The sequence below is a fragment of the Stenotrophomonas sp. PFBMAA-4 genome (genome assembly GCF_030053215.1).
Taxonomy (GTDB): domain Bacteria; phylum Pseudomonadota; class Gammaproteobacteria; order Xanthomonadales; family Xanthomonadaceae; genus Stenotrophomonas.
The window spans coordinates 1-16,661 of sequence record NZ_JASGBW010000041.1 but is presented as its reverse complement, the minus strand read 5'-3'; the positions used below and the strand labels follow the sequence as shown (position 1 = coordinate 16,661).

The window sequence follows — 16,661 nt, the reverse complement described above, 5'->3', positions numbered from 1 at the left end:
GTGAAGACAATGACTCGGATCAATTTTTTCACGTCCAGTGCATGGGCATCGCGCAGGCCAGCGCATCTTGCTCTGGCGCTCGCCGCGCTGCTGCCCATGGCGGCCTGTGGCCAGGTGACTTCAGGCCCTGACGGACGTGGGCAGGCCGCGACACAGGGACAAGGCTCGAGCGAGGCAGAGGCGATCAGGGCGCAGGCGCACGCCGATGAACAGGCTGCGCGTGGCGAGCCAGCGCTCGAAGGGGACCCTGACAGCAGCGCGACGCTGTTTGAGGGCCTGCTCGATTGCAGCCCGAAGGGCTGGTATATCGATGCGGAATCCGGCCGTCCGGCGAACCCTTACCTGGCCAGGAATGCGCCGCAGCCCTGCGAGCGCGACGCAGAATTCGGAATCGCATACTTCTGTGTGAACGCCGATTTCCATGGGGTGCCGGTCTATCGGGTCGTGGCACATCTGGGTGCCGCGCCGACGCCCATTGGCGTCCTCATCGACCTGCCGCTGGATCAGGCGCGTTCGCGCCTGCAGAAGGCGTTGGGTACGGAGCTTGGCGGCGGTCCAGATGGCCAGCAGGGGCGGAAGCCGGTACTGGGCCCCCACGGTGATGACACGCAGAAGTCGCAGTTGATGTGTACGCCCGACTGGGCTTGATCAAGGATAGAGAAACGCACGATGCCGACGTATAACCCTGGCCCGCCGTTCCGCGTGAGCAGCAACTGGTCGCAGGCCCGCAAACATCCGACGCTGGGTACGGTGAAACGCCACGAAGGACAGGACTGGGCCGCGCCCGCGGGCACCCCGATCCCGGCCGCGGCTGATGGCCATGTGGTCTATGCCGGATCGATGAATGGCTACGGCAATACGATTGCTGTCGAGCATCTGATTCGCGGCCAGGTGGTGCATACCATGTATGCACACATGTCCGCGCCGTCCCCCTTGAAAGTTGGCGACAAGGTCAAGAAGGGTGATCCCCTCGGCCCGGTGGGCATGACCGGTGGCGTCAGCTCGGGCAATCACCTCCATTTTGAAGTGCATCCGTACGCAAAGTCGGGCGTGCTCGGCCTGCACAAAACGGTGGATCCGGCGACCTTCGACTTTCCCGGCACGGAGGCCGTTTCAGGAGCGTTCGGCTATCCGTTTGCCCTCAAGGACGGCGAAGCCCCGCGCAGCGTAGCGGCGTATATGCACGCCATGCGCGGCGCAGAGGATGGGTTCTACCCAGTGGGCGGGAACAGCCTGTGGCATGGCGGCATCCACTTTGGTGATGGCACCGCGAGCGAGCTGGCGCAGGGGCCGACCCAACTGGCGGAGAAAAGTGGTGTGCGCTGCATCGCCGATGGCGAAATCGTGGCCTACAAGCTGGATTCCACCTATCCGGCGGTTCAGTTCCGCGAGAAGCAGCTGAAAGCGCTTTACTCCACCGGCTTCACACTGGTGAGGCACACCCTGGTGCTGCCGGAAAGTACGCAGCTGAAGGCCTGCCAGCCCGAAGCTGAAACCAGGGATCTTGAAGAGCAGACCCATGCCGCGCAGATGCGCTCTGCAGTGGCGGTGAAGATGCAGGCGGAGGATAAAAAGGCCGCAGCAGACGCGAAGGAGGCGCAGAAGACAGCAGCGGCCGAGGCTGCCAAGAACGCCAAGAAGGGCGAGAAGGCTGAAGTGCCGAAGGTCGCGGCAACGCCGGAGCGTACCGAAAGCAAGCCGGAAACCCTGGTGTTGTTCAGCCTCTACATGCATCTGATGGACTGGCGGGGCTACCGCCAGGACCAGGCAATTCCGCGGGCGAAGTACTGGAAGGGCGACAGCACCTATCGAGTGAGCGCCTCAGCGGCCGAAGACACCCAGAAAGTTCCGCCCCCGCCTCCACCGCCTCCTGCGCCAGTCCAGGAGATGGCCGATCCGTTCGCGCCGACGGCGCGCTCGCCGTTTGCCAACGACCGTGCGTTCGGCCTTGGCCAATCGCCCCTGGGCGGAGGGTGGGGCCAGGGTGGCGCGGGCGCGCAGGAAAGCATGGGCCAGAGAGGCTTTGGCCTTGAGGCCGCCGTGGAACAGGCGACGCCACAACGTGTCCCATACGGCAGCCTGCCGACGCCGGGTGCCCCTGCTCCTCATCCTGAGGCCGCGCCGGCCCCGGCGGCCGCGCCGGAACCGGTCGCGCCTGCCATCAAGGGGCGCAAGGGCCTGAACATCCGCTCCGAGCCCAATGGCAAGCTGTTGGGAATGCTGGCGCAGGGAGCCCGCGTGCGCTTCACCGAAACCAAGGCGGTGGGCAAGGGCGTATGGGGCCATATTGGAGAAGTGCTGGAGGGCGAGATCATTCCTTCCGAGGCCGTGGACGGCCAGATCAAGCCCGGTGCGGAGACCGGTTGGGTGTATCTGTCGCGCATGGAGGCCGTGTTTGACAAGGCCGATCCGGTGGACCAGGTCGTGGTGCTGGACAAGCCGTACCCGGTCAAGGCTGGCGATATCATCGGCCAGATCGGCGAATACCAGACCTTTGGCGTGGCGCGTGCATCGCCGTCGCCAGGCATGCGCAGCATGCTGCACCTGGAAATGTTCAGCGGCGGCGACGTGCCCGGCTTCATCGGTCGCTGCAGAGCCTACGCGGCAACGCGACCGGCCAATGAGCGCAACATGCTGGTACTGGACGTGGGTGCCCGGCTCGTCACGCCAATCGCGAGCGATACGAGCCTGGACGCAGGCACGATCATTGCGGTCGCCGCTGACAGTCCAAAAGGCGCATGGCAGAAAGTCCACAAGTCTATCGCCGAGCAGGTTGGGCGCAGGACGCTGGGAAAGTACAACGAGAAAACCAAGCGTTACGCCGATGGACGGCTTTTCACTGGGTGGTACATCAGCGCCAAGGGTGAACGGACACAGTCAGAGAAGATTGGCGGAAAGTGGCCGGATCGCGAGGTTCTTACGCAGCTTGACGAAGTCTTCTGGGTGGAAGCAGCACGGGTATCTGCCGCAACGGCAGGCAAGCCGCTCGATGCGGACGTACCGGCATGGAGTCGCTACCCTCTACAGATCAGCAATTTGACCAGTCGTGCTGGAACGCTGCCACGCGTTATCGCACGAGTGGAGTTGGATGGTCTTGAAAAGAATGCTGTTGCAATTGACGACCGGGGTAATCGATGGTGGTTAGTCGCGACCGACCAAGCGACGGGCTGGGTCTGCCAGATTGAGCATCCCCTGACTCGCTGGGAATCTCCTTGGGCTTGGCCATGCTTTGAGTTTGTGGAGGAAGGTCAGCTGACACCTCTGGACCTTATGGCCTGGAAGGTTTTCCAGATGACCAAGTCGCAGCCTTCTGAAAAGGCTGAGCACAAGATGCGAGCTGATCGTGTCCGAGGCAGTTCGCTCCATCGCAAGATCTATCAGCTGCTGGATGCTGATAATGACGGCGACTTGAGCCCGGCAGAACTGAAAAAAGCGCAGCAGAGTCCTCTTCTCGCCCGTTACCTGCAGCGGCTGATCGTGCGCTATGAAAGTGAATGGGGTGGGGGAATGCAGAAATGGGACGAACTTGATTCGATGATGATGCGCGCCCAAGGGACGGAGTGGGCTGGCGAGAAGGTCCGAATTCGCAACCTTCAGTGGTGGGATGCGGTGAAAGGCGTTCAGGACTTCCCTTCGAGCTTGGATGTGTTTCATTTCCACCCGTTGGCCATGATCTCCAACTTCATGGGCCTTGGGACGAAGATCGTGGACGGTGACCTGGTCACCCGGCTGGGTGATCTTATTGCTCATGGAGAGGGTGGTTACGAGTCGTACAATTCAGGTACAAAGAATGTGCCGAATAACAAGGTTGGGTTCAGTTTTCGCAACCCACCAGCGGGTACCGTTACAGGGAGGACCATTGACGAAATTTTGGCAACCGAATCAATGGATGGCACGAACCGCAGCCGGATGTTCGCGACCGGGAAGTACCAGACAGTGTTTGCTACGCTGAGGGCCGCCAAGGCGAAACTGGGTTTGACAGGGGCCGAAAAGTACGACGCCGAGCTTCAGGAGCGCGTTTTTCGCGAGTATCTGCTGTACAAGGCTGGTGATGGTGCGCTGGGGCGCTTGGTCATTGAAGGCAAAGGTACAGTGGAAGATGCCCAAATGGCGGCGGCGCAGGAGTGGGCATCGATTGCTGCTCCCAAGGGAAGAAAGATTGCCTCCGGCGTGATATCCGATGGTAATTTGTCCTATTACCATTCGGAAGCGAATAAGGCGAACGTTGAGTCCACGCCTGCTGTGCGCGCGCTTCTTCTCGAGATTGTGGAAAGCAGAAAATGATAAAGATCTCTACTGGCCCAAGGCGTTATCTCGGGCGTGCGCTGGTGTTGGGACTGATTCTCTCTGCAGTTGCCTGCGAAGGGAGGCCGAGCACTTCGGACAGCTTGGCTGTGCCGGATTCGGCGAACGACGTTGGCAAGAAGGATGAAGGTAGTCAACGCCCTGCTCTGAATGCGGGTTACGTCGGAACGAAAATGCTCTCTCCTCATTCCGGGTGTTCTTTCCTGAGTAGTCCCATCAATTTTTGTGACCAACGCCATCGTGTCCTGATCGAGCAAGTGATAGCCGGACAACGGCCCAATTTTAACGAGCGCTACATCGTGGCGGAGCTTGAAGAATGGCCCGAGTTTTTCCAGCGCTCCGTAGTAGTAATCAATACTAGAACCGGAGTGGTGTATCCACTGCCGATTGATGCACTCTCCGGCCCCCTTTCGAGTACTGGGCATTCCTCTGGCTATGGGGCCGTTGAGACGTCTGTCGATGCGAAGACGTTCTGTTTGGTCGGCGCGGTCCTGGCTTACCGGTCCATCACTGAAGGTCGATTCTGTTTTGGATTTGATGGTAGCCGCTTCACGGGATACAGGACTCCATACATGACTGCCGATGATCAGTAGCGGCGGATGCCATGGTTCAAGTGGCCTATGCTGCCAGTAGGGGTTGTCACGGGCGCCAGTTGCTGAGTTCCGGCTTTCCTCGGTAACTGTTAAAGACGGGTCTCCGAAAGCAACTTCGAGAGAGGGATTTTCCAGGACATATAGAGCCGCAGCGGTAGTAAGGCGTTCGATTGTCTTGGCGTTAAACCTTTGCCGAGGAGGATGTGCGTTTTGGTGTGGATTGCAGGCGACCGAGGGCGCTGGCAAATGTCTGTGCGTTGGCTTGTATTGCTCATCGCGCTGTTTGGCATCGCTCAAATGCCGGCAGCATGCAGCGGTGCTGGCCCGTCCGGGGCAGCGCCTGTGCCCGAATCGCGGGAAAACGCTGCTCCCACAGCCGCACCTGCCGCTGCTGCGGGTACTGCATCGGGCAATGCGCCGTACGCGGGCGTGGTGATGAGCTATCCGCATTCAGGGTGCTCCTACCAATACAGTCCGGTTGATTTCTGCGATGCGGCGCATCGCGCGCAGATCAATGAGGCGATCCGTACGCAGGTCCCCAACTTCAACACGCACTACATCCTGGCCCAGCTGGATGAGCGCAAGGAGTACTTCCAGCGCTCGATCGTGCTGATCGACAGCCGTGACGGGACGGTATACCCGCTGCCGATCGATGCCTTCAGCGGGCCGCTGGTGGACAAGGAGGGTGCGCGCGAGTACGGCAAGGTGGAAACCTCGCGGGAAGCTGACACGTTCTGCGTCAGCAGTGCACTGCTGGTCTACCGGGCGTTTGAAGAAGGCCGGTTCTGTTTCGGATTCGATGGGGTTCGCTTTACTGGCCACACGACGCAGTACATGCAGTAAGGATGCAGACCGGTCGCTCGGATATTCCGGTATCGAACCTTCAACAAGCCAACGATGCCCCAGTTCCCGCCTCTCCCGCTGGGAATACACGCTATGCATAAGACGTCCTGCATGCCGTCTGACGGTGAGGGATGAGGCATGATTCCCAGTGGGTACGGGGCATGAGAATGCACGATGCGGCGTGAACAAGGCCGCGCTGAGGGGATGAGGGAGCCAATGGGCGGCGACATGCGCAAACTGCGACGGATGTGCCTCCCGCCTTGCGGCGCCGGTTCAACGTCCGAGAAACGAAGGTTCGGACGCGGGCCGATCAAGACGCCAGGTTCCACCATTCGTGCGTTGCTCGCGGTAGCGGGTGTGTTGAGCTCAGCCGGCTGTCTTGCACAGGACCCTGATGTGGGAGCCTGGCGCAAGGTATCCGACAGCCGCTTGGAGAGGCAGTTCCATTTTTCAATGCTGCCTCGTGCTGCAGCGGTTGGAAGCCGATGGGCTGCCTATGATGCGGCGACAGGAAAGGTCGTCTGCTGCCTGTCGGTGGCAAGTGCCGAGATAAGTGAGAGCGAGCTGGAGAGTCGCTTCGACATCCCCGGCCCATGGGTGACCGACCTCACCAACGGCTGGAATCTCGATGCCGCGCCGCATCGACCGCACGTGCAGATGCTGGAAGTGCAGGGTGCGTTGGGCAGCCATGTATTCGAGGCGACAGGCGGAGCCAACGGCGGACTGCTGCTGCCGGCCGGCGCGCATGGCATCGGGGTGAATGCGCTGGAGATGTCGGGCAAGCGTTACTCGCTCCAGCGAAGCGAGCACGCTTTGGCGGACGATGATGGCGGCGTACTGACGTACGTCCTGACGCCACTGGGTGGCGGCACAGTCCTGAAGGTTGAAGTTCCGTTCGGGACGTATTGAAGGCCCCGCTGCCATTCGCATTTCCGCGGTAAACATCTGCCTGCAGGCAAGGCGGAGCGTCCTGCAGGAATGTTCATTCCACGTGAAGGCGTTGACGTGCGCTGGCGTTTTCCATCTGTTACCGTCGGCTGGCAGGGGGAGGAACCGCGCGCCGGGGAGCGGTGCGCGGCAACAGTGGGAACGCCATGGAAGCGATGCGCAGTCTCATGGTGCAGGCGGCCGGTCTGGATGCTGGCAGTCGCCTGTTCCGCTTGGATCTACCGGATCTGCCGGCCGTGGTGGTGGATGCGTGGCAAGGGCACGATGCGTTGTCCACGGGTCGGCATCTGCAGGTGGATGTGCTGTCGCTGGACGCTGCACTGCCGCTGGCCGATTGGCTGGGGCAGCCGGCCTGCCTGTACGTGCGCCAGGCCGACGGCCAGGACTGGCCACGCCACGGCGTGATTGCCGCTGCGCAGTGCCTGCAGGCCGATGGCGGCCTGGTGCGCTACCGCATCACCCTGCGCGACTGGACATGGTGGCTGGACCAGGCGGTGTGCAGCCGGGTATTCCAGGACCAGGACGTGCGCGCGATTGTCGATGCGGTCTTGCAGACGCATGCGCCGCATGCACACTGGCGCTGGAGCGATGAGGTCGATGCGCTGCTGGCGGCCTCGAGGCCGCGCAGTTTCTGCGTGCAGTACCGGGAATCGGACCTGGCTTTCGTGCAGCGCCTGCTGGCCGAGGAGGGCGTGGGCTGGTGCGTGGAGGAGGTGGCCGATGCACCGGCCGGGCACGGTGTGCTGCTGTTTGCCGACTCGACGCTGCTGCCGGAATCGGCGGCCTCGCAGGCGCGGGGCGGGATCCGTTTCCATCGTGCCGATGCTACCGAGGACGACGATTGCTTGCAGCAGCTGGGGCAGCAACGGCGGCTGCAGAGCACGCGCGTGCAGCTGCACAGCAGTGACTATCGCAGCGTGAGCTCGCTGACCGGGCAGCTGCCGCTGGAGGGCGCCGGCGAGGGCCTTCGCGAGGACTACGATGCGGTGGGTGCCTATGCATTCGCCGATGCGGCCGAGCTGCAGCACCATGCGCGGCTGATGGCCGAGGCGCGGGAGGCGCAGGCGCTGCAGTGGCAGGGTCGCGGCAGCGTGCGCAGCGCGGATGCCGGCCATGCCTGGGCGCTGACCGGCCTGCCGGGTGATCTGCCGGCCGAGCTGCTGCTGATGGAAGTGACCCACGCCGGGGTCAACAACCTGCCGGTCGACCTGCGCGAGTGCGTGCAGGTGTTGCTGGGTGAGGCGGCAGAGCCCGACCCCCTGCAGGACGCGGCGAAACGGCACGGTTACGTAAATGCGTTCAGCGCCGTGGCGCGCGACCGGCGCTGGCGCCCGATCCTGGAGGATGGCACCGGTGCGCGACGCAATGCGCGGCCGCTGGCGCCGGGCTACCAGACCGCGATCGTGGTGGCTGGCGCTTCAGCATCCAACGACCTGCATGCCGACGCGCTGGGACGGATCCGGGTGCGGTTCCATTTCCAGGGCGATGATGGCGGTGCCGACAGCGCCTGGCTGCGCGTGGCGCAGCGCTATGCGGGGCCGGGCGTGGGTAGCCAGTTCCTGCCGCGCATCGGCCAGGAAGTGCTGGTGGGCTTCCTGGAAGGCGACATCGACCGCCCGGTGGTGCTGGGCACGCTGTACAACGGGCGCGGCGAGGCGGGCGTGGCGCCGACCACGGCCGGTGCCAGCGCCGAGGATGATCTGTCGGCTTACGGCCAGGCCGCCGATGCACGCAACAGTGCGCAGGCCAACCTCAGTGGTGGCCAGGCGCCGGCGTGGCACGCGGCGGGCAGCGGTGACCAGGCGCACCGCCACGACGGCGCGCTGTGGGGTATCCGCTCACGCGAATGGGAGGGCGGCGAGGGCAGCAACCACCTGCTGTTTGATGATTCGAACCAGCAGCTGCGCACGCAGCTGGCCAGCAGCCAGCAGGTCTCGCAGCTGACGCTGGGCCATCTGCGGCATCAGGCCGACAACTATGTGGGCAGCCTGCGCGGGCAGGGCTTTGAGCTGCGCAGTGACGCATGGGGTGCGGTGCGCGGTACGGCCGGGGCGTGGTTCAGTGCCTACGCCCACGCCGGTGCGTCCCCGGCGGGCGAGGCCGCGCAGCCGGCAGCGCTGCTGCAGCAGCTGGTGGCGCTGGCGAAGCGCTACAGCGTCGCGGCCGGAACACACCGGACGGTGCTGCCCGCGGCGGAGGCCGGGGTGCAGTCGATGCACCGATCACGCCTGGATGGTGCGCAGTCGCCCTTGCCTGTGCTGTTGGCCAGCGTCCGCAGTACCGTGCCCGCCGAGGCACTTGCAGAGGCCTCCGCAGCCGCCAGCCAGCGCAGCAGTGGGGCGGGGGAAGGCGTGGTGCCACATACGGGCGATGCCGTGCTGGGCCTGTCGTCACCGGCGGGCGCGGTGATGGTGGCCGGCCAGGGGTTGCACTGGGGGCAAGGCGAGACACTGGTGCTGGGCAGTGGCCAGCACAGCGATACCGTGGTGATGGGGGATGCGCGCTGGCATGGCCGGCAGGCCATCGGCGTGCTGGCTGCCGCTGCCAGTGGCGCCGACACGCAGGCACCGACGCTGACCCTGGCCAGCGGTGAGGCGGTGCTGGATTTCAAGGCACAGCAGGATCAGGTAGACGTGCAGTCGCGGCAGGCGCTGCGCGCGGCAAGCGCGCAGGCGTCGGTGGAAGTGGCCGCCGGTCGTACCGTCCAGGTTGCGACGTCCGGTGGTGCCAGCATCACCATCAGCGCGGGCAACATCGTGGTCAACGCGCCCGGCCGCATCGCCGTGCAGGCCGGGCGCAAGTCGTTCCTGCCGGGCGGCAGCGGACGCTATCCGTTGCCGGTGTTTCCTCAGTCGGTCTGCAAGGAATGCCTGCTGCTGGCTGCACAGCGGGCAGCGCCGCTGACGCCCAAAGGGGGGCCGGCGTGATTCCGGACTGGCATTTCCCGCCGCTTGATCTGCTGCCGCTGGAGGAGGGCCTGCAGCGCTTCGTCCTGCTGGACGGCGCGCAGTGCAACCAGCCGGTGCAGCTGCTGCGCACGTTGCCGTGGGCACCGCTGCCACTGTTCGATGGCCTGCTGGCCGATGGTGCCGACGATGCCAGCGTGTTCCTGGCCCGATTGCCGCGCGGTTTCGAGCATGACCGGTTCCTGCAGCGGGCCGCCTCGCAGGGGCGTTCGCCCGGCATGCTCAGCATCATCGAGACGAGCCTGGACGCCCAGCAGCTGCAGCAGCGCCTGCAGCGGCGCCTGGATGCCAGCTATCCGAACGGCAAGCTGTTCCTTGCGCGCTTTTTCGATGCGCGCGTCCTGCCCTGGTGGGTGCAGGTGCTGGACGAGGCGCAGTGCCGCGCATTCCTGGCTATGGGAGAGCGCTGGTGGTACCTGCGCCATGACCTGCAATGGGCGCACCTCGAACTGGAAGTCGTGGCCCTGGACCCGCACGACCCGCCCTGGGTGCTGGAGGCGCCGCAGCGGCGTGCGCTGATCGACGCCAGCTACCCCTATACGCTGATCGACCATTTCCAGCTGACCGACCCCGAACTGCTGGCGCGGCTGCCACGTGCACGCTGGTACACCTTCTTCCGGCGCGTGGTGGCGACGGCTGCGGCGGCCGGCATCGAGGACAGCCGCCGTGTGGTGATGGTGGCGACCTGGGCACTGCTGGCCGGCAGCGATCTCGGCGAGGATCCGGCCTGGCAGCAGCGCCTGCAGGATTTCGCCAGTGGCCGGCGCAGTGCGGCCGATATCGGCGATGAAGTGTGGCCCCTGGAAGAAAGCTGGGATTGAACGGAGCGAGACCGCGATGATGAGCAACAAGTACCTGTGGTGGAGCGCGCTGGCGGTGATCGCGCTGCTGGTGGTGGGCGTCGGCTGCAGCCGGGCGATGGCGCGCGGCAAGACGCCGATCATGTCGTTGTTCGCGTTCAACTACAGCCCGTATTACCTGGCCGATGTGCGGGTCGATGGGCAGTTTCTGGGTGGCGTGGACGGCTACACCAATGGCGGCTCCGGGATGGGGCCGCGCGCGCCCCGCGGCAAGGGGCCGGACAGCGTGCAGGTGCGTTGGATCGAGGCCAACCGCTACGACCTGGCCACCAACCGCTACCTGAGTGAAGGGCATCGCGTGCCGCGCGAGGCGGTGGTGCCGCTGAAGACGCCGTATCCGCCCAACCCGGCGACGTTGCTTCTGCATTTCTACGCCGACGGCCATGTCGAGGCGGAGCTGCTGGACAAGGGCGTGAACAAATGGGATGTGCGACGCATGCCGGTGCCGAAGGAGCACAAGGACCATGACCAGTACTGATCCGACCGCGATTCCGGGGCAGGTGGATCTTGAACCCGGTACCCCCGATCCGGTCGCGCAGGCCGAGGGCACGGCGCGCACGGCGCGGCTGGCGCGCGGAACGCGTCCGTTGAGTGATGCCGAGCGTCGCCGTCGCCAGGAAGCGATGTGCGGCACGGTGCCCGACAAGGAAGCGGCGACCACCGGCTGCACGCAGAGCCTGCACCTGAGCGTGTTCTTCGACGGCACGGGTAACAATCGCGAAGAGGAGCTGGGCAAGGATGCGGGGGAGCGGGCGCTTTCCAACATCGCCCGGCTCTACGACGCGCATGTAAATGATCGTCGCAACAGCAAGCGGCAGTATCTGGCGGGCGTCGGCACGCCCTGCCCGGAAGTCGGCGACAGCGGCGGCCTGCTCGGGCTGTCGATCGGCAAGGGCGGGCGCGAGCGCATCGACTTCGCGCTGCAGGCGCTGGACGAGCTGATCGATACCCAACCCGAGCCGATGCGCATCCTGGTGGTCAGCGTGTCGGTGCTGGGCTTCTCGCGGGGCGCTGCGTCGGCGCGGGCGTTCGCGCGGGATCTGGCGGCGCGCTGCAAGCGCCAGGCCGATGGCACCTGGTTGTACCGCGAACGCATCCCGCTGCGGATCGGTTTCATGGGCGTGTTCGATACGGTGTGCTCGGTGTGGCCGAACCTGGCCGCGGCGGGGATCAATTACCGCAATGGGCATACCGGCTGGGCCGAGGGCATGGCGGTGCCGGCCATCGTCGAGCAGTCGGTGCACATGACCGCCGCCCATGAGCTGCGCGGCCAGTTCCCGCTGGATTCGACGCGCGAACACGCCCATTACCCGGCCAATACGGTCGAGATCTGGTTCCCCGGCGTGCACTCGGACGTGGGCGGCGGTTATGACCCGCAGCACCAGGGGCGGCAGAACAGCATCGCGCGCTTTGCCCTCAACGAGATGTACGACATGGCGCAGGCCGGTGGCGTGCTGCTCAACCCGATCAGCCTCCTGGAAGATCACGTCAAGGCCGAGTTCGACAAGCAGGATCCGGAGCTGCAGGCGGTGTTCAATGCCTATCTGCAGGCGGTGCGGGTCAAGCGCGGGCGCATGGAGGACGTGCAGGCCGCGCACATGCAGCTGCTGTACCGCTGGATGCGAGTGCGCGTGGCCCGCGGCGATAAGTTGCCATCGATGCAGCGCCTGGCGGCGCGCGAGGAGGCGCTGCGCGAACAGGTACGTACCCTGCGCCGGCGGCAGTCGCAGCTGCCCGCGCCCTGGGACAACGACAACCTGCACCTGGCCGACCAGGGCAGTGCAGACAAGACCGCCGAGTGGAACCGCGTGTCCGATGAACTCAAGGCGCGTGACGACGAGCTGTCGGCCGTGCGCAAGCAACGGCGTGGGCTGGAGAAAGAGAACGACACGATGGTCGGCAAGATCGTCGGCCTGCGGCGTCGCCGCGAGCGGGGCGCGTCGTTGACCATGGCCGAGCGGGTGACCCTCGAGTCGTGGGATGACACGACCCTGCTGCCGCCGGAGGTGGAAACCTTCTTCGATGGCTACGGTCACGATTCGGTGGCGCACTGGTTCATCGGCAACCTCAGCCAGTGGCGCGTGCTGTACTTCGGTGCGACCAAGTACACGCCGGGCAAGGTTGAAGAGGCCGAGGTGGAGGCGGCCGTGCCGGGCTGAGGGCCGCGATACAATGGCCCGCTGGCCCAACCGTTGAATGTGAGTGTCGTGCCCCGTCTGCTTCCGTTGTTCCTGTCCCTGTCCGTGCTGGCCGGTTGTGCCAGCACCCCGGCACCTCCGGCCCATTCCGATGCGTTGTGGCGCCTGATCGAACGCGACTGCCGCAGCGCGCAGGGACCGCAGGGCAGCTGCCTGCAGATGGAAGAAGCGGCTGACCGGCGCGATGTGCTGGTGAAGGACTCCCATGGCGATTTCCAGTTCCTGCTGATGCCGCTGGACAAGGTCAGTGGCATCGAGAGCCCGGGGCTCTACCGCAAGGGCGTACCCAACTACTTTGCTGCGGCCTGGCGGGCCCGTTCCCATACCCAGCAGGCCTTGGCCCAGCCGCTGCCGCGCGAGGTGGCCAGCCTGGCGTTGAACTCGCCGCATGGCCGCTCGCAGCACCAGTTGCATATCCACGTGGACTGCCTGCGTGCCGATGTGGTGCAGGCGCTGGACGCGCAGCAGGCGGCGCTGGGGATGCGCTGGGCACCTTTGCCGGTGCTGCTGCGTGGCCACCAGTACCAGGCGCGCCTGCTGGCCGGTACGGAGCTGACCGCCAACCCGCTGAACCTGCTGGCCTTCGACCTGAGCGGCCCGGCTGACGTCGGCAACTGGAGCCTGCTGGTGGCGGGCCACCGCGATGTGCACGGTGCGCCCGGTTTCGTGCTGCTGGCCACCAGGCTCGACCCCGCCACCGGCAACGACGCCAGTGCCGAGGAACTGCAGGACCATGCCTGCAGCGTGCTGACGGGCGCCGGCTCTGCGCTGGAGCGCGTGCGCTAACCCATCGCGGCCTGCCGGGGGCGCCAGGTCGACGCGGTCAGTGCATGCAGGCTGCGATCTTCCCAGCCGTCCGCGCCCAGATGATGGTCGCGCAGCAGGCCCTCCTTCTGGAAGCCGGCCGCGCGCAGCACCTCTGAAAGCCCGGCGCTGTCGTCGGGCGGCAGCATCACGTAGACGCGGTGCAGCCCGACCTGTTCAAACAGGAAGGGGCACAGTGCATGCAGCGTGTGTGCAAAACGTTGCGCATCGCCCCAGTCGGCCTGGCAGAAGCGCTGCAGCTCGGCACTGCGACCGCGTGCCGACTGCAGCCGCACCGTGATCTGGTCGACCAGGGCGTGGCTGGCCTGGTCGAACACGCCCAGCAGCAGGCGGTCATTGTCTTCCTGCAGCCGCGAGCGCTGGATGCCGATGAACAGCTGCACCTCGGCATCGGTGCGGCAGGCCAGGTGGCAGCCACTGCGGCGCTGTCCGCACAGCGTGCGCCAGCCCGCCAGATCGGTGCGCTGCAGCGAGCGCAGGTTGATGGAGCCGTGGCCCAGGTGCAGCAGGTGGCGGCGCAGTACCGGGTGCAGGGCAAGGTGGGAAGCGGGGTTCGGTTCGGTGCACATGTGGGCACGATTGCGCCTTTGCGCGCCGATGCCCATGAAAATTGTTGCAAAGTGAGCTGCCCTGCGCGCGGGAGGCCTGCGTTGGTTCAGGCGCAGGCCGATCCGCGGGCATCGCGATGAAAATGAAAGGTCCGATGGCGACGATCTTGGCTTGGTGCGGTGCAGATGGTGGAATGCGCGGTCGGCGGCGCATGCCGAAACCGTCCTGGGTTCCATGGACGGGTTCGACGCGGGGCGCTTCGTGTTTTCTGCTGCCCTGGCCGCCAACGGCATCAGCCAATAGCGTCAAGCCTGGTTGAACGGGCCGGGCCGGCCGTTACGGCAGTGCCTGCACGCTGTACGACTCGATGACGTAGCTGAAGGGCTGCTGCTGGCGGTCGCGCAGCAGGGCGCGCACTTCCAGGATCACGCCGTGGTCGCCTTCGCCGCGCGGCGGCCAGAAGGTCTGGTCGGCCAGGGTCTGGCGCTGGAAACCGAGCGGACCCACCACGCGGCCGAAGGGTTCGTCGCTGCTGTCCAGCACCTGGTTCATGGCGGTGCTGAGGCGGCCCGGCAGGTACCAGTTGTCGGCTTCGGAGAGCACGCGGTTGCCGCAGACCAGCTGCACCCGCCGATAGCGCAGCGGCGTACCGGCGCCTGCGCCGAGCGCCTTCAGCACATCGGCCGGTGCCGCCTTGTCCTGGCCATGTACGCGGACGGCGCGCACGCGCGCCTGTTCAGCCAGGCCGTGCTCGGCGCACCAGCTTTCGAGGGTTCCGGTTGCGCTGGGGCCGGCCAGCACGCGCTGGTGCAGCAGCTCGACCAGGGCGGATGGCGCGACGCGCTGCTGACCGGGCGGTGCGTGCAGTGGCGCGGTGGCACCGGCATCTGCGGCGGACAGGCTGGCGATCGGGGCAGCGGCCAGCAGGGATGCGGCCTGCCAGCGGCGGAGACGATCGTGGCGGTCGGACGGGCCCATGCGGCATCACAGCGGAAACAGGTGTCTATGGTACCCGTTCAGGCGTGCACCGGGCGTGCCGATCACGTCGGCAGCCGTGGCCATTCATTGCGCTGGCGAATACGAGACATGCAGATATTTCGTTGGCCGATGCCGTGGGGGCGGCGCACGATGGGCCCCTTGATGGCTTTACGGAAGTTCCCCCCATGACCCTGCAGTTCGTCCACGGCGGCGTCGATCGCGATGGTACGCCGGTGCATTTCCATATCCGCGACGGCCGTTTCGAGGGGCTCAGCCGCGAGGCGGTCCCGGCCGAAGGTGCCGAGATCATCGACCTGCAGGGCTTCACCTTGCTGCCCGGGCTGGTCGATGGCCATATCCACCTGGACAAGAGCTTCGTCGGTGACCGTTGGCATCCGCATCAGCCGGTGGCCAGCCTGCGCGAGCGCCTGGCAGTGGAGAAGGCCGCCGTCGCCGGGGCCGCACCGATGGTGGACCGCGCCGAAGCGCTGATCCGCCAGTGCAGCGGCTTCGGCACCGTGGCCATGCGCTGCCACGTGGATATCGACGCCAGCACCGGCCTGCGCCACCTGCAGGCCGTACGCGAGGCCGCGCAACGCTGTGCGGACATCATGCAGATCCAGCTGGTGGCGTTTCCGCAGGCGGGCGTGATGTCCTGCGCGGGCACGGCCGCGGTGCTGGAACAGGCCCTGGCCGAGGGCGTGGAGGTGCTGGGCGGCATCGACCCGACCACGCTGGATGGGGATGCCGAAGGGCAGCTGGCCCTGCTGTTCGGCCTGGCCGAGCGTTATGGCGTGCGCCTGGACATCCACCTGCATGAGCCGGGTGAAACCGGCCTGGCCCAGCTGCTGCGCATTGCCGCGCGGACGCGCGCGGCCGGGCTGCAGGGCAGGGTGGCGGTCAGCCACGCGTATGCCCTCGGCGAAGTGCCGTTGGCACGCGCGCTGCAGGTGGGCGAGGCATTGGCCGCTGCCGACGTGGCGATCATGAGCAACGCGCCGGGCGACCACCCGTTCCCGCCGCTGCGGGCGCTGCACGATGCGGGAGTGCGGGTGTTCGCGGGCAACGACAACATCCGCGACTGCTGGTGGCCCTATGGCAATGGCGACCTGCTGCAGCGTGCGATGTTGCTGGGTTACCGCTCGGGGTTCTACACGGATGCGGATCTGATGTTGGCGCTGGAGATGGTGACCACCCATGCGGCGGCGGTGATCGGGTTGCTGGAGTACGGGATGGGCGAGGGGATGCCGGCGACGTTCGTGGCGGTGCGGGCGGATCACGGTCCAGCGGCGGTGGCAGGTGTGCCGGCCGAGCGGCGCGTCGTTGTTGGCGGGCGGTGGGTGTAGTGGGCAGGGCTTGCAGCCCTGCACCTGCTTCAATCCAAGGCAACGGCCAAAGCCAGAGCGGCATTCCGTGGCATGGCGGGGCGGTGTGGGTGGTCAGGACACGCCGTAAACCCATCCATGGCGCCAACGGTCCTGCCCACCCACACCGCCCCACCTCTGACAGTTGGCCGGTGGCTGTTGGTGGGTGCCGACCGTTGGTCGGCACATCTGTCAGATATCGAGTGAATCATCCACGCATGGCGTGGATCTA

13 protein-coding genes are annotated in these 16,661 nt (G+C 65.8%); 11 read left to right on the top strand and 2 right to left on the bottom strand.

What is annotated here, in order from left to right:
- Nucleotides 1-9 precede the first annotated feature (9 nt).
- From QMZ26_RS19365 to QMZ26_RS19320, 10 genes are all read left to right on the top strand, one after another.
- Nucleotides 10-648, top strand: a complete 639-nt coding sequence (locus QMZ26_RS19365; protein ID WP_283222402.1) for a hypothetical protein — start codon at nucleotides 10-12, stop codon at nucleotides 646-648.
- A gap of 21 nt (nucleotides 649-669) precedes the next feature.
- Complete coding sequence (locus QMZ26_RS19360; protein ID WP_283222401.1) at nucleotides 670-4,284, top strand: M23 family metallopeptidase; 3,615 nt, start codon at nucleotides 670-672, stop codon at nucleotides 4,282-4,284.
- On the top strand, nucleotides 4,281-4,898 hold the full coding sequence (locus QMZ26_RS19355; protein WP_283222400.1) for a hypothetical protein: 618 nt from the start codon (nucleotides 4,281-4,283) through the stop codon (nucleotides 4,896-4,898). Before QMZ26_RS19360 ends, QMZ26_RS19355 begins: the two co-directional genes overlap by 4 nt.
- Nucleotides 4,899-5,144: 246 nt before the next feature.
- Nucleotides 5,145-5,741, top strand: a complete 597-nt coding sequence (locus QMZ26_RS19350) for a hypothetical protein (RefSeq protein ID WP_283222399.1) — start codon at nucleotides 5,145-5,147, stop codon at nucleotides 5,739-5,741.
- Between the two features lie 453 nt (nucleotides 5,742-6,194).
- The gene (locus QMZ26_RS19345) at nucleotides 6,195-6,650 is read left to right on the top strand and encodes a hypothetical protein (protein ID WP_283222398.1); all 456 of its coding nucleotides are present in this window, start codon (nucleotides 6,195-6,197) and stop codon (nucleotides 6,648-6,650) included.
- A 194-nt stretch (nucleotides 6,651-6,844) separates the two neighbouring features.
- Nucleotides 6,845-9,616, top strand: a complete 2,772-nt coding sequence (tssI, locus tag QMZ26_RS19340) for a type VI secretion system tip protein TssI/VgrG (protein WP_345782701.1) — start codon at nucleotides 6,845-6,847, stop codon at nucleotides 9,614-9,616.
- Nucleotides 9,613-10,476 (top strand): DUF4123 domain-containing protein, encoded by an 864-nt coding sequence (locus tag QMZ26_RS19335; RefSeq protein ID WP_283222396.1) that lies wholly within the window; start codon nucleotides 9,613-9,615, stop codon nucleotides 10,474-10,476. The genes tssI and QMZ26_RS19335 overlap by 4 nt, the downstream gene beginning before the upstream one ends.
- A 19-nt stretch (nucleotides 10,477-10,495) precedes the next feature.
- A complete protein-coding gene (locus tag QMZ26_RS19330) occupies nucleotides 10,496-10,993 on the top strand; it encodes a hypothetical protein (protein WP_283222395.1) in 498 nt (165 codons plus the stop codon).
- On the top strand, nucleotides 10,980-12,674 hold the full coding sequence (locus QMZ26_RS19325) for a DUF2235 domain-containing protein (protein ID WP_283222394.1): 1,695 nt from the start codon (nucleotides 10,980-10,982) through the stop codon (nucleotides 12,672-12,674). Before QMZ26_RS19330 ends, QMZ26_RS19325 begins: the two co-directional genes overlap by 14 nt.
- Nucleotides 12,675-12,713: 39 nt before the next feature.
- Nucleotides 12,714-13,499: a CDP-diacylglycerol diphosphatase gene (locus tag QMZ26_RS19320; protein ID WP_283222393.1), complete on the top strand. Its 786-nt coding sequence runs from the start codon at nucleotides 12,714-12,716 to the stop codon at nucleotides 13,497-13,499.
- Here the strand turns inward: QMZ26_RS19320 and QMZ26_RS19315 are convergent.
- Nucleotides 13,496-14,107, bottom strand: a complete 612-nt coding sequence (locus tag QMZ26_RS19315; RefSeq protein WP_283222392.1) for a GNAT family protein — start codon at nucleotides 14,105-14,107, stop codon at nucleotides 13,496-13,498. The two genes, QMZ26_RS19320 and QMZ26_RS19315, sit on opposite strands and share 4 nt — an antisense overlap.
- A 316-nt stretch (nucleotides 14,108-14,423) precedes the next feature.
- Nucleotides 14,424-15,065: a hypothetical protein gene (locus tag QMZ26_RS19310; RefSeq protein ID WP_200732694.1), complete on the bottom strand. Its 642-nt coding sequence runs from the start codon at nucleotides 15,063-15,065 to the stop codon at nucleotides 14,424-14,426.
- Nucleotides 15,066-15,250: 185 nt separating this feature from the next.
- Between QMZ26_RS19310 and QMZ26_RS19305 the strand changes: the two genes are divergently transcribed.
- Complete coding sequence (locus QMZ26_RS19305) at nucleotides 15,251-16,411, top strand: amidohydrolase family protein (RefSeq protein ID WP_283222391.1); 1,161 nt, start codon at nucleotides 15,251-15,253, stop codon at nucleotides 16,409-16,411.
- Nucleotides 16,412-16,661 lie beyond the last annotated feature (250 nt).